Here is a 13,331-nt window from a genome sequence, read left to right as displayed (position 1 = left end):
TTACTTGGGGCTTTTCCAAGTGACTCGCCGTAAGGGCGAAACCATAAGTCGCCGTTACCGCAGGAATGGATATGTACACCTGAAAGACAATCATCGGCAGCGAAACGGATATGCCCCCAATCAAAAAGCAAAAAAAAGGCCACCGCAACCCGACGTTGCGGTGACCCGAGGGTGATACATAACTAACGGTCCACTGTCGCGAACCTCAAAAAAATCAATGCGCCCCAGCCGCCTTGTTCAAGTCGCTCTCAGCCCATTCGGTATAAACACAGGCATCCGCAGTCGCCCAGCGCACCCGCACCGGATCCCCCGCCTTCATGGGCATGCCCGCCGCGGAAAGCGCCTTGACGGTCATCGACGTTCCGCCCGAAGTCACCACACTGCACGTCTGGCTTTCACCCAGGAACAACACTTCCACGACCTTGGCGGTCACTTCATTCCAGCCCGCGGCCAACGGCTCCTGGGCGGCTTGCTCGATGCTCAAGGCCAAGGCCTTTTCCGGGCGCACCATCAACAGTACATCCTGATTGGTTTGCAGGCCGGCGGTCAGGCGGATCGACAGCGACTGCCCCTCAAACGAAGCGACCGCATTGCCCTGGGCCTTGAGCTTGAGGAAGTTGGAGTTGCCGAGGAACGAGGCGACGAAGGCATTCGGCGGGTTCTGGTACAGGTCGTAGCCGCTGCCCAGGCCGACGATCTTGCCGTGGCTGAAGATCGCAATGCGCTGGGACAGGCGCATGGCTTCTTCCTGGTCGTGGGTCACGTAGACGATGGTGATGCCCAGGCGCCGATGCAGCTGGCGCAGTTCGTCCTGCAAATCTTCACGCAGCTTCTTGTCCAGTGCGCCCAGCGGTTCATCCATCAGCAGGATGCGTGGCTCGTAGACCAGCGCCCGGGCGATCGCGACGCGTTGCTGCTGGCCGCCGGAGAGTTGCGAAGGGCGGCGATGGGCGAACTGTTCAAGCTGCACCAGCTTGAGCATCGCATCGACCCGGCGATCACGCTCGGCCGTGGCCAGTTTGCGGATCGCCAGGGGGAAGGCGATGTTGTCGCGCACTGACAGGTGCGGGAACAGCGAGTAGCGCTGGAACACCATGCCGATGTCGCGTTTGTGCGGCGGCACGTTCACCAGCGATTGGCCGTTGACCAGGATCTCGCCGCTGCTGGGGGTTTCGAAGCCGGCGAGCATCGACAGCGTGGTGCTTTTGCCCGAGCCGCTGGAGCCGAGGAAGGTGAGGAATTCACCGTCCTTGATGTCCAGCGAGATGTCGTCCACGGCGGCAAAGTCGCCATAGTATTTGTTCAGGTTGCGCAGGCTCACCAGGGGCTTGTCATTTTGCTGCGCGGCATTTTTGATCACTGCACTCATGTCGTACTCCTGCGCCTAGGCGCTGATTTCATTGCGCCGGCGCAGTGCGGCGGCGATCACCATGACCAATACCGAGAGGCCGATCAGCAACGTCGAGGCGACGGCGATCACGGGCGTCAGGTCCTGGCGCAGGGTGGTCCACATTTTCACGGGAAGGGTTTGCAGGGTCGGGCTGGCCATCATCACGCTCAGCACCACTTCGTCCCACGAAACGAGGAAGGCGAAGAGGGCGCCGGCCACCATGCCCGGACGGATCGCCGGGAAGGTCACCTTGAACACCGCTTGCAGGCGCGAGGCACCACAGATCACCGCGGCATCTTCGATCGACTGGTCGAACAGCTTCAGCGAGTTGATGATCGAGATGATGGTGAACGGCAGCGCGACGATGACGTGGCTGACCACGAACGCGAACATGGTCCCGGTGTAGCCCAGTTTCAGGAACAGCGCGTACACCGCCACGGCAATGATCACCAGCGGCACGATCATCGGCAGGGTGAACAGGCCGTAGAGCATTTCCCGGCCGGGGAAGCGCCCGCGAACCAGGGCGAACGCAGTCGGCAGGCCCAGGGCCACGGCAAAGAACGTGGTCAGTACCGCGACCTTGAGGCTGGCCATGGCCGCGTTCATCCAGTCGGCATTGGAGAAGAACTGGCCGTACCACTTCAGCGTCCAGCCCGGTGGCGGGAACACCAGCCATTGCGACGATCCGAACGACAGCAGCACGATGAACACGATCGGCAACAACAGGAACAGCCCGATCAGCCCGGTGGTGGCATACAGGCCAAGGCGCATCCGGCGGCTCATGGCATTGGGGGTCAGGAGCATGACGGCTTACCTCGCGTTGCTGGCGCCAACCGGGGATTCCGGCTGAAGCTTCAGGTAGAAGTAGAACAGCACCAGCGTGATGACGATCAGCAACGCGGCGCCAGCGCTTGCCAGGCCCCAGTTGAGGAACGACTGCACCTGCTGGATGATGAACTCGGGCAGCATCATGTTCTGCGCACCGCCCAGCAGCGCCGGGGTGACGTAGTAACCGAGCGACATCACGAACACCATCAGGCCGCCGGAGAACAGCCCCGGCCGGCACAGCGGCAGGAACACCCGGAAGAAGTTGGTCCACGGACTGGCGCCGCAGATGGAACCGGCCTGCAGGATCATCGGGTCGATGGCCTGCATGGTCGCCTGCAGCGGCAGCACGATGAACGGGATCATGATGTAGCTCATGCCGATCACCACGCCGGTCAGGTTATGCACCATCTCCAGCGGCTGGTCGATGATGCCCATGGCCATCAGCACCTTGTTGATCACCCCGGAGGCTTGCAGCAACACCAGCCAGGAGTAGGTCCGCGCCAGGAGACTGGTCCACATCGACAGCAGCACGATGTTCAGGATCCAGCGACCCCAACCACGTGGCACCAGCGTGATCGCCCAGGCCAGCGGGAAACCCAGCAGCAGGCTGAACAGCGTCACCAGGCCGGCCACCGAGAAGGTGTTGAGCAAGACCCGGGCATACGCCGAGTTGGCGAACAGCTGCTCGTAGTTGCCCAGCCCCGGTGTCGGCTCCAGCACACCGCGCAACAGCAGGCCGATCAATGGCGCCAGGAAGAACAAGCCGAGGAACAGCAGGGCGGGGATCAGGTTGCTCGATCCGCGCCAGCGTTGCGCCAGGGTCGGGGTTTGCGTCATCGCAGCCGCCTTGCCGGCAGCGCTGGAGGCGCTCCCGACGGGCGTGGATGGACGGGACGCGGTTGCCGTCATTTTCATTTGACCAGCCATTCGTTCCACCGTGTGGCGATAGCAGGACCGTTCTTGGCCCAGTACGCGAAATCAAGCGTGATTTGGTCCTTGGCGTAGGCCGTCGGCAGGTTTGGCGCCAGCACCGAGTCCAGGCGCGCCACGCTGTCGACGTTGACAGGGGCGTAGGCGGTCAGGTTGGAGAAGTCGGCCTGGCCCTTGGCACTGCTGGCATTGGCCAGGAACTTCATCGCCGCGTCCTTGTTCTTCGAACCCTTTGGAATGACCAGGATGTCGGCCATGACCAGGTTCTGTTTCCAGCTTACGCCCACCGGAGCGCCGTCTTCTTGCAGGGCGTGGATCCGGCCGTTCCAGAACTGGCCCATGCTCGCTTCACCGGAGGCCAGCAACTGCTGCGACTGGGCGCCGCCGCCCCACCAGACGATGTCTTTCTTGATGGTGTCGAGCTTCTTGAAGGCGCGGTCCAGATCCAGTGGGTAAAGCTTGTCGGCGGCAACGCCATCGGCCAGCAGCGCCAGTTCCAGCACGCCAGGGCTTGGCCATTTATAGAGGGCGCGTTTGCCGGGGTAGGTCTTGGTGTCGAACAGCGCGGACCAGTCCTGGGGTTTGTTGGCACCGAGCTTGCCTTCGTTGTAGCCGAGGACGAAGGAGAAGAAGAACGAGCCGACGCCGTGATCGGAGACGAACCGCGGGTCGATCTTGTCGCGCTCGATGACTTTGAAATCGAGGGGTTCGAGCAGGCCTTCGGAGGCGGCACGCAAGGCGAAATCGGCTTCGACGTCGACCACGTCCCACTGCACGTTGCCGCTTTCGACCATGGCCTTGAGCTTGCCGTAGTCGGTGGGGCCATCCTGGACCACGGTGATGCCGCTGGCCTTGCTGAACGGGTCGGCCCAGGCCTGCTTCTGTGCATCCTGGGTGCTACCGCCCCAGCTGACGAAGTTGACGCTTTCAGCCGCCAGGGCCACATGACTGACCGTGGCCAATAAGCCGGCGAACAGTACTGCGGATGCACGTTTGTTCAACACCATTTTCACGCCCTCATTTGTTGTGTTTTTGAGCGGGCTTGGTAATGCCCGCCTATCGGGAGCAGTAGGTCCATCTGGCCTTGAAAGGCGACCGTGCCAAGGGCTGTTGTGGGTGCTTTCCCTCGCGGGTGCGCTTGGCTAAATCGTCCGGTCTATGGAATATCATATTATGGTATTCCAAACTTTGTGCAAGCACTTTGCCTTACCGGCTATCAGCCAAAAATGATATTTCTTCGTGGCTCTGACGCCTGGCCAAGGACGATCAGTCAATACAATCCTTGTGGGAGTGGGCTTGCCCGCGATGACGGCAGCGCATTCAAAATCAATGTGTCAGTACAATCGCTATCGCGGGCAAGCCCGCTCCCACAGGGACAAGTATCACTGGGTGAACGGGATGCTCTCGACGACCTCCAGGTCATACCCGGTCAACCCCGCGTATTTCAGCGGCGGCCCGAGATGCCGCAGCTTGCCGACGCCAAGGTTTTGCAGGATCTGTGCCCCGGTGCCGACTTCCGAATAGATCCGCGACTGCGAACGGCTGAACTGCCGCGGCGCCTGGGTCAATTGCGGCACCCGCTCCAGCAACGCTTGCGACGATTCGTGATTGGCCAGCACCACCACCACGCCGCGACCTTCCTCAGCCACGCGCTGCAACGCGGCCCACAGCGTCCAGTTGGAAGGGCCGCTGTATTCGGCACCGACCAGGTCGCGCAACGGGTCGATGACGTGCACCCGCACCAGCGTCGCTTCATCGCGGCGCAGATCACCCATGACCATTGCCATGTGGACACCGCCTTCGATGCGATCCTCAAAGGTGATCAGACGAAAGGTGCCATGCAGCGTCGGCAGCTCGCGTTCGCCGATACGCACCACCGTGTGCTCGGTACTCAAGCGATAGTGGATCAGGTCGGCGATGGTGCCGATCTTGATCCCGTGTTTGCGCGCGAACACTTCCAGGTCCGGGCGGCGCGCCATGGTGCCGTCATCGTTCATTACTTCGACGATCACCGAGGCGGGGGTAAAGCCGGCCAGGCGCGCCAGGTCGCAACCGGCTTCGGTATGACCGGCACGGGTCAATACGCCGCCCTCACGGGCGCGCAAGGGAAAAATGTGACCGGGCTGCACGATATCGGCGGCACTCGCGCCGTGGGCGACGGCGGCGGCCACGGTGCGCGCGCGGTCGGCGGCGGAGATGCCGGTGGTCACGCCAACAGCCGCTTCGATCGACACCGTGAACGCGGTGCTGAACACGCTGCCATTGCTCGGCACCATCTGCTCAAGCCCCAGGCGCTGGCAATGCTCGTCGGTCAGGGTCAGGCAGATCAGGCCGCGCGCTTCCCGGGCCATGAAGCTGATGGCTTCGGCGTTGCAGCGGTCGGCGGCCAACAACAGGTCGCCTTCGTTTTCCCGGTCCTCGTCGTCGACCAGGAGCACCATCTTGCCTTGGCGGTAGTCTTCGATGATTTCTTCGATGCTGTTGAAGGCCATGTCGGGATTCTCGGTGTTTGATGGAGGTATAATGTGGTATACCATAATACAAAACAAGCACAGAGGTCACTATGAAGGCGTACTGGATTGCTCACGTGGATATCACCGACCCCGATCAATACAGCCAATACACCCAGCGGGCACCGCAGGCCTTTGCCCGATACGGTGGTCGGATACTGGCGCGCGGTGGGCGCAGCGAAGCGATGGAAGGGCGGCCGACGCCGCAACGCAGCGTGGTGATCGAGTTCGACTCCTACGAGCAGGCGTTGGCCTGTTATCGGTCAGAGCTGTATCAGGAGGCCAAAGGGCACCGCGAGGGTGTGGCGAAGGCAGAGGTGATCATCGTCGAAGGTGTGGCACCGCTCTAAAGAACACTATTGCCCCCTGTGGGAGCGAGCCTGCTCGCGATGGCGGCGTATCAATCAACTCAAGTGTCGACTGACACTCCCTCATCGCGAGCAGGCTCGCTCCCACAGGAGATGGCTGCACCCAGAGATTATGCGGTGATGATTAATGTGAATCGTCAGCGGATGAAGTGGATCTTGCCGCTGTCATCATTGCCGATGTAGATACCGTAGACCCCGGCCTGCCGCTCCTCGATGTAGCGTTCGAGGATCTGCCGGATCGCCGGGTAGTAGATGCTGTCCCAGGGAATGTCCTCGGGCGCGAAGAATTTGTAGTCGAGGGTTTCCGGTCCGTACTGCCCGGTGATCTCCAGGGCGATGGCGCGGAAGATGATGTACACCTCGCTGATTGTAGGCACGCTGAAGATCGAGTAGGGCGAGAGGATTTCCGCGCGCACGCCGCTCTCTTCCCAGACTTCGCGCAATGCCGCCTGCTCGGTGGTTTCGCCACCCTCCATGAAGCCCGCCGGCAAGGTCCAGGTGCCGGGGCGCGGCGGGATGGCGCGTTGGCACAGCAGGTACTTGCCGTCCTGCTCGATGATGCAGCCGGCGATGATTTTCGGATTGACGTAGTGGATGTAGCCGCAGCCGCGGCACATCAGGCGCTCGTGCGTATCGCCCGGTGGCAGCTGCGACTTGAGGTCATTGCTGCCGCACTTTGGACAATAGCTCGGGCTGAACATGATCAACGACCTATGCGTGGTTCTTTGAGCGCGATGGGCTGGGTGATCTCGGGGATTGGCCCGGTCTCTTCCTGCTTGCGCTTGAGGTAATCGAGGGCGACGGTGGCCGCGGCGCGAACGTGGTCGACGCAAGCCTGGTGAGCGGCCAGAGGATCACCGCTCTTGATCGCCTCGACCATGCGTTCCATTTCCTGGTTGCTGGCGCCGCGACGGTTCTGCTGGGACACCGAAGTCGCGCGCAGGTAGCTGATGCGCGCCTGCAGCTGACGCAACTGGGTCGCGGCGACATGGTTGCCGGAGCCTTCGAGCAGCACGTCGTAGAAACCCTGCACCGAGTCGATGACCTGTTGCAGTTCACCTTCCTTCAATGCCTGGCGGTTTTCTTCCAGGGCCTTTTCCAGGGCCTTGATGTCCTTGGCCTTGGCACGCAGGGTGAACAGCTGGACGATCAGTCCTTCGAGGACGCAACGCAGCTCATAGATATCGACGGCATCGGCCAGCGTGATGATCGCGACCCGTGGGCCCTTGGCATCGGCGAACTCCACCAGGCCTTCGGATTCGAGGTGGCGCAAGGCTTCGCGCACCGAGGTGCGGCTCACGCCCAGGCGATCGCACAGATCGCGTTCGACCAGTCGATCTCCCGGCAGAAGCTGGAAGTTCATGATGGCGCTTCGCAGTTTATCCAGCACGATTTCGCGCAGGGTAACGGGGTTGCGATTGACCTTGAAGCTGTCGTCGAGTGGCAGGCGTTTCATGGGGTCCGCTCTGAATGTGGCTGTCCATGCAAAAAGAGCACTTCGATTGCAATAATCCTGGTGCTCGTTCAGTCAGATAGCCAAGGGTTAACTGGAGGCCTCGGCATCGGCTTCGGCGAACGCTTCACGGGCAAGCCGGAAACTGTCTACGGCCGCGGGAACCCCGCAATAAATACCGACCTGAAGCAGAATTTCGCGTATTTGTTCACGACTCAGCCCGTTACGCAAGGCGCCTCGCACATGCAGCTTGAGTTCGTGAGGTCGATTGAGGGCCGAAATCATCGCCAAGTTTATCATGCTGCGCTCTTTAAGCGACAAACCCTCACGGCCCCAGACGTGGCCCCAGCAGTACTCGGTGACCATCTCCTGCAGGGGGCGGGTGAAGTCGTCGGCGTTCTCGATGGAGCGGTTCACATAGGCTTCGCCCAGCACCTGGGTGCGGATTTTCAAGCCTTTTTCGTATTTCTCGTTGCTCATTTCAATGATCTCCCACGCCCTCTGTAGGAGCTGCCGAAGGCTGCGATCTTTTGATCTTAAAAACGAAAATCAAAAGATCGCAGCCTGCGGCAGCTCCTACAGGTATTGATTCACAGTCCGCCCATCAGGGTGTATTTGAGTTCCAGGTAATCCTCGATGCCGTACTTGGAGCCTTCACGGCCCAGGCCCGAGGACTTGATCCCGCCAAAAGGTGCGACTTCGGTGGAAATCAACCCTTCGTTGATCCCGACCATGCCGTATTCCAGCGCCTCGCTCATGCGCCAGGCGCGGCCCAGGTCGCGGGTGTAGCAGTAGGCGGCGAGGCCGAATTCGGTATCGTTGGCCATGTGCACGGCCTGCGCTTCACTGTCGAAACGGAACACCGCGGCGAGCGGGCCGAAGGTTTCTTCCCGGGCGACTTTCATCTGCGTGGTGATGCCGGCCAAGACCGTTGGCTGGAAGAAGCCGTGGCCCAGCGCATGACGTTCGCCGCCACAAAGCAATTGGGCGCCTTGCGCCAGTGCGTCCTGCACATGGTCTTCAACCTTGGCCACGGCGCGCTCGTTGATCAGCGGGCCCTGGGTGACGCCGTCAGCGAAACCGCTGCCGACCTTGAGTTGCGACACCCGTTCGGCCAGGCGCGCGACAAAGGTGTCGTGAATGCCGTCCTGCACCAGGAAGCGATTGACGCAGACGCAGGTCTGGCCGGCATTGCGAAACTTGGCAATCAGCGCGCCTTCCACTGCACGCTCAAGGTCGGCATCGTCGAAGACAATGAACGGCGCGTTGCCGCCCAGCTCCAGCGAGACTTTCTTCAGCGTCGGCGCGCACTGCGCCATCAGCAACTTGCCGATGGCCGTGGAACCGGTGAACGACAATTTGCGCACCAATGGACTTGCGGTCAGTTCGGCGCCGATGGCGATGGCATCGCCGGTGATCACGTTGAAAATACCCGCAGGCATGCCGGCCTGTTCGGCCAACGCCGCCATGGCCAGTGCCGAGAAGGGCGTCTCCGGTGCCGGCTTGACGATGCACGGGCAACCGGCGGCCAGCGCCGGGCCGGCCTTGCGAGTGATCATCGCCGCCGGGAAGTTCCAGGGGGTGATCGCCGCGACGACACCGATCGGCTCCTTGCTGACGACAATCCGCGCATCGCCCTTGTGGCTGGGAATGGTGTCGCCGTAGATGCGTTTGGCTTCTTCGGCGAACCACTCTATGAAGCTGGCGGCGTAGAGGATTTCACCCTTGGCTTCGGCCAGCGGTTTGCCTTGTTCGAGGGTCAGGATTTCGGCGAGGGCATCGGCATTTTCCAGCATCAGCGCGTGCCAGTGCTTGAGGGCGTTGCTGCGCTCTTTGGCGGTCAGCGCGCGCCAGGCCGGCCACGCGTTGTTGGCGGCGACGATGGCCTGCCGGGCGTGCTCGGCACCAAGGTTCGGCACGCTACCGATGCGTTCACCGGTGGCCGGGTTGAAGATGTCCTGTCGGGCACCGTCGGGCGCATCCAGCCATTGGCCGTTGATGTACGCCTGCTGGCGGAACAGTTGCGAGGCTGCTGGGCTCATGCCGGCTCCTGGAGAAAAGAGTGATAACTCGTAGGAGCCAGGCTTGCCGGCGAAGGCGTCCTCAGGTTCGCCTTCGCCGGCAAGCCGGGCTCCTACAGAGGCTGGAGCGAAACCATCAGGCCAGGGCGGGCAGGGGGCCCAGCTTGCCTTTGTGGTAGATCATCGGCGTCACCGGTTGCTCGGGCAGGATCAGGTTCTTCACCGCGCCGACGATGATGGCGTGGTCGCCGCCATCGTATTCGCGCCACAGTTCGCACTCGATGATCGCCGTGGCTTTTCGCAGCAACGGGTTACCCCGTTCGCTCAAGTGCCATTCGATGCCATTGGCCTTGTCCTTGCCCTTGCCGGCGAACGCATAGGCTTCGGCGGTCTGGTCGGCGGACAGCAGGTGAATCGCGAACTGCTTGCTGTCGCGCAGCACCGGGTAAGTGTCAGAGGCGTAGTTGGGGCAGAACAGCACCAGTGCCGGATCAATCGACAGCGCACTGAAGGCGCTGGCGGTAATGCCGACGATGCCACCGTCCGGGTCCAGGGTGGTGACCACCGTGACCCCGGAAGGGAACGAGCTCATGACGTCTTTGTAAATGCCGGGTTCGATCATTTCTCAGGACTCCTAGCGCATCACGAACGGATCAGGCATCGGTGCCTGGGAAAGATTGATCCACACCGTTTTCAGCTCGGTGTAGGCCAGCACGGAATCGATGCCGCTTTCGCGTCCATAGCCACTGTTCTTGAAGCCGCCGATCGGCGCCATGGCCGACACGGCACGGTAGGTGTTGACCCAGATGATCCCCGAGCGCACGTCCCGGGCCAGGCGATGGGCGCGGCCCAGGTCGCGGGTCCAGATGCCGGCGGCGAGGCCGAACTGCGAGTCGTTGGCGATCGCCAGGGCTTCGGCTTCGTCCTTGAAACGGATGACAGAGGCCACCGGGCCGAACACTTCTTCCTGCATGATCTTCATCGAGTTGCGGTCGCACTCGAACAGGGTCGGCTCATAGAACCAGCCTTCGCCCAGATTCTCTGGACGCTTGCCACCCAGGCGCAAACGCGCACCTTCGGCAATGGCATCCGCCACCAGCCCCTCTACAACAGCAAGCTGCTGCGCGGTGGCCATCGGGCCCATTTCGCTGCTGTCTTCCTGGGGGTTGCCGATGCGGATGCGCTGGGCGCGTTCCACCAGGCGGGCGACGAATTCGTCGTAGATTTCGTCCTGCACCAGCAGGCGCGAACCCGACACGCAGCTTTGCCCGGACGCCGCATAGATCCCGGCGATGGCACCGTTGATCGCGCTGTCGAGGTCGGCGTCGGCGAAAATGATGTTCGGCGATTTGCCACCCAGTTCCAGCGACAGCTTGGCGAAGTTCTCCGCGCTGCTGCGCACCACATGCCGCGCCGTGGCCGCGCCACCGGTGAAGGCGATCTTGCGCACCAGCGGATGGCGGGTCAGGGCGGCGCCGGTGCTTGGGCCGTAACCGGTGACGACGTTGACCACCCCCGGTGGAATCCCGGCTTCCAGCGCCAGGCGCGCCAGTTCGAGAATGGTCGCCGAGGCGTGCTCGGACGGCTTGATCACGATGGTGTTGCCTGCCGCCAGGGCCGGTGCCAGCTTGATCGCGGTCAGGTACAGCGGGCTGTTCCACGGAATGATCGCGGCGACCACGCCCATGGCTTCGTGCACGGTGTAGGCAAAAAGATCAGGTTTATCCAGCGGCAGGGTGCCGCCTTCGAGCTTGTCCGCCAGGCCCGCGGTGTAATGGAAAAACTCTGGCAGGTAGCCGACCTGGCCGCGGGTCTCGCGGATCAGCTTGCCGTTGTCGCGGCTTTCCAGCTGCGCCAGTTGTTCCTTGTTTTCGGCGATCAGGTCGCCCAGGCGCCGCAGCAACTTGCCACGGGCGGTTGCGGTCAGGCCGCGCCAGGCCGGGCTGTCGAAGGCAGTTTGCGCAGCCTGTACCGCGCGCTCGACGTCGACTTCGTCGGCATCGGGCAGTTCGGCCCAAGGTTCGGCCAGGGCCGGGTTGAGGCTTTCAAAAGTCTTGCCGGACAGGGCATCGACCCATTCACCGCCGATGCACATCTGGAAGCGTGCGAGAGTCATGCAACGATCCCCTTAATCTGGTTTGGTCGGGCGTGCGCCGTGTCGAGAAACTCCAGCAACAGCTGGTTGACCAGGCGCGGCGATTCTACGGGCATCATATGCCGCTGCTCGGCGAGTACGGCAACCTGCGCACCGGGAATGCGCCGGGCCAGTTGCTCCGCCATTTCTGGGGTCGACCCCGGGTCGAGTTCGCCGGTGGCGACCAGCGTCGGCACCTGGATGCTGGCCAGGTCATCGGCGCGGTACATGTCCTGGGTGGCGAACAGTTCATAAGTGGTCAGGTAACCCTGCGGATCATTCTGCGCAAGCGTCTGGCGCAAAGCGGCGATCTGCGCCGGATTGGCCGCCTGGTACTCGCGGCTGAACCAGCGCGAGAGTGCGGCTTCGGCGTTGGCATCCGGCCCGTGTTCGGCGGCCTGGGCTGTGCGGGCGATGACACCGGCGCGTTGCTCGGCGGTGCGATTGAACACACTGTTGAGCACCACCAGGCTTTGCAGGCGCTGCGGGTAATGCAGGGCAAAAGCCCGCGCCACCAGCCCACCCATGGAAAAACCGATCACAGCAGCCTTGGGCAATTGCAGATGATCGAGCAGCTCCAGCAGTTGATCGGCATAGCCGAGCAACGGCGTGCCGCTTTGCGGGCGCGGGCTGGCGCCATGACCAAGCATGTCGTAGGCGATGACACGGTATTTCGTGGCCAGGCCAACGATCTGGCCGCCCCACATTTCTTTGTTCAGGCCCACGCCGTGGATCAAGACCACGGGCTGGCCTTGGCCGGTCGCCAGGTAACTGGTGCCAGCCGGGGTGCGTTCAGCGGTGAGCCGAATCATGGAGCGCTCCTGCATACCTTTTTGTTTTAGTGACCGACCGGCTTACTGGGCTTTTTCGGCTGCCAGTTCTTCCAGGTCGATGTAGCGATTGCCGATGCGAGGGTGCAGGCGGCCGCCATCGGCGCAACCCAGGACCACAACGATTTCGTCGGCGCGCGGGGCGTCTTCGATCTGCATTTCCAGGGTGATGTAGTGCGAACGCAGGCCTTCATCGTCCTTGTGCATCATGGGGATCTGGATCGAAGTGCCCGGGCCGCCGCGCTTGTTGGTGAAGCTCAGGTAGCTCTTGGCTTTCACCGCTTCGCGGTAGTGGTTGCCGAAGCGCAGGGTGTGGATCACCGCGGAGGCGTGTTCGATTTCACCGTCGGCACCGACAACGGCGGCCTTGCCATACGCTTCGATCTTCTCGGCCCCACCGATGATGCCCACCAGGCGCTCGACCATCAGTGCGCCGAGGTCGGAGCAGTTGGCGCGGATCTGCGGTTTGAGGTCTTCAACGAAACCGTTGCCCAGCCAGGGGTTCTTCATCACCACGGCCAGGCCGACCATGGTTACGGGCTTGTCGGTGGCCTTGCCGCCTTCAATGAAGGTTTCTTCGACATAGCTGACGATCTTGCGGATTTCGAAACTCATGAGCTGCTCCGTATCAGGGTGAAAGGTGTCTGTGCGTATGATGGTATACCATAATACTGGATGCGCAATAGGGTGCGAGGAGTTTCTGGTCGGATGGTGATGAAAACTGTAGGAGCGAGCTTGCTCGCGAAGGCGGCCTGACAGCCGATGATTGTCCTTTAGGTGTACATATCCATTGCTGCGGTAACGGCCACTTATGGTTTCGCCCTTACGGCGACTCACTTTTTCAAACGCCAAAAAGTAAGCAAAAGG

At 62.0% G+C, this 13,331-nt stretch carries 14 protein-coding genes; 1 reads left to right on the top strand and 13 read right to left on the bottom strand.

Features of this window, described 5'->3' with window-relative positions; translation table 11 throughout:
* Positions 1 to 214 precede the first annotated feature (214 nt).
* The 5 genes from PMI35_RS16530 to ribBA all read right to left on the bottom strand — a co-directional run bounded on the left by PMI35_RS16530 (position 215) and on the right by ribBA (position 5,640).
* On the bottom strand, positions 215 to 1,369 hold the full coding sequence (locus PMI35_RS16530; protein ID WP_008059571.1) for an ABC transporter ATP-binding protein: 1,155 nt from the start codon (positions 1,367 to 1,369) through the stop codon (positions 215 to 217).
* A gap of 15 nt (positions 1,370 to 1,384) precedes the next feature.
* Entirely contained in the window at positions 1,385 to 2,194 is an 810-nt protein-coding gene (locus tag PMI35_RS16535; protein WP_008059566.1) for an ABC transporter permease, read from the bottom strand.
* A 6-nt stretch (positions 2,195 to 2,200) separates the two neighbouring features.
* Positions 2,201 to 3,133: an ABC transporter permease gene (locus PMI35_RS16540; protein ID WP_008059563.1), complete on the bottom strand. Its 933-nt coding sequence runs from the start codon at positions 3,131 to 3,133 to the stop codon at positions 2,201 to 2,203.
* Positions 3,130 to 4,155 carry an ABC transporter substrate-binding protein gene (locus PMI35_RS16545; RefSeq protein ID WP_008059561.1) on the bottom strand — a complete coding sequence of 342 codons (1,026 nt, stop codon included), beginning with the start codon at positions 4,153 to 4,155 and terminating at the stop codon, positions 3,130 to 3,132. Before PMI35_RS16545 ends, PMI35_RS16540 begins: the two co-directional genes overlap by 4 nt.
* Before the next feature lie 375 nt (positions 4,156 to 4,530).
* Positions 4,531 to 5,640, bottom strand: coding sequence for a bifunctional 3,4-dihydroxy-2-butanone-4-phosphate synthase/GTP cyclohydrolase II (ribBA, locus tag PMI35_RS16550; RefSeq protein ID WP_008059560.1), 1,110 nt, complete (start codon positions 5,638 to 5,640; stop codon positions 4,531 to 4,533).
* A 71-nt stretch (positions 5,641 to 5,711) separates the two neighbouring features.
* On the opposite strand from ribBA, the gene PMI35_RS16555 reads away from it, so the two are divergent.
* The gene (locus tag PMI35_RS16555; protein WP_008059559.1) at positions 5,712 to 6,008 is read left to right on the top strand and encodes a DUF1330 domain-containing protein; all 297 of its coding nucleotides are present in this window, start codon (positions 5,712 to 5,714) and stop codon (positions 6,006 to 6,008) included.
* Positions 6,009 to 6,163: 155 nt separating this feature from the next.
* Here PMI35_RS16555 and PMI35_RS16560 read toward each other — a convergent pair whose 3' ends face one another.
* The 8 genes from PMI35_RS16560 to PMI35_RS16595 all read right to left on the bottom strand — a co-directional run bounded on the left by PMI35_RS16560 (position 6,164) and on the right by PMI35_RS16595 (position 13,079).
* A complete protein-coding gene (locus PMI35_RS16560) occupies positions 6,164 to 6,727 on the bottom strand; it encodes an NUDIX hydrolase (RefSeq protein WP_008059557.1) in 564 nt (187 codons plus the stop codon).
* Between the two features lie 2 nt (positions 6,728 to 6,729).
* Entirely contained in the window at positions 6,730 to 7,482 is a 753-nt protein-coding gene (locus tag PMI35_RS16565) for a GntR family transcriptional regulator (protein ID WP_008059556.1), read from the bottom strand.
* Positions 7,483 to 7,569: 87 nt separating this feature from the next.
* The gene (locus tag PMI35_RS16570) at positions 7,570 to 7,959 is read right to left on the bottom strand and encodes a carboxymuconolactone decarboxylase family protein (protein ID WP_008059553.1); all 390 of its coding nucleotides are present in this window, start codon (positions 7,957 to 7,959) and stop codon (positions 7,570 to 7,572) included.
* A gap of 110 nt (positions 7,960 to 8,069) precedes the next feature.
* Positions 8,070 to 9,521, bottom strand: coding sequence for an NAD-dependent succinate-semialdehyde dehydrogenase (locus PMI35_RS16575; RefSeq protein WP_008059546.1), 1,452 nt, complete (start codon positions 9,519 to 9,521; stop codon positions 8,070 to 8,072).
* Positions 9,522 to 9,636: 115 nt separating this feature from the next.
* Positions 9,637 to 10,122, bottom strand: a complete 486-nt coding sequence (locus PMI35_RS16580; RefSeq protein WP_008059545.1) for a flavin reductase family protein — start codon at positions 10,120 to 10,122, stop codon at positions 9,637 to 9,639.
* A gap of 12 nt (positions 10,123 to 10,134) precedes the next feature.
* Positions 10,135 to 11,616, bottom strand: coding sequence for an aldehyde dehydrogenase (locus PMI35_RS16585; protein WP_008059543.1), 1,482 nt, complete (start codon positions 11,614 to 11,616; stop codon positions 10,135 to 10,137).
* Positions 11,613 to 12,446 carry an alpha/beta fold hydrolase gene (locus tag PMI35_RS16590; RefSeq protein ID WP_008059542.1) on the bottom strand — a complete coding sequence of 278 codons (834 nt, stop codon included), beginning with the start codon at positions 12,444 to 12,446 and terminating at the stop codon, positions 11,613 to 11,615. Before PMI35_RS16590 ends, PMI35_RS16585 begins: the two co-directional genes overlap by 4 nt.
* Positions 12,447 to 12,488: 42 nt before the next feature.
* On the bottom strand, positions 12,489 to 13,079 hold the full coding sequence (locus PMI35_RS16595; RefSeq protein WP_007978708.1) for an amino acid synthesis family protein: 591 nt from the start codon (positions 13,077 to 13,079) through the stop codon (positions 12,489 to 12,491).
* Between the last annotated feature and the right edge of the window lie 252 nt (positions 13,080 to 13,331).

Source organism: Pseudomonas sp. GM78 (genome assembly GCF_000282475.1).
Classification (GTDB): Bacteria; Pseudomonadota; Gammaproteobacteria; order Pseudomonadales; family Pseudomonadaceae; genus Aquipseudomonas.
This window is presented reverse-complemented; position numbering and strand designations above follow the sequence as displayed.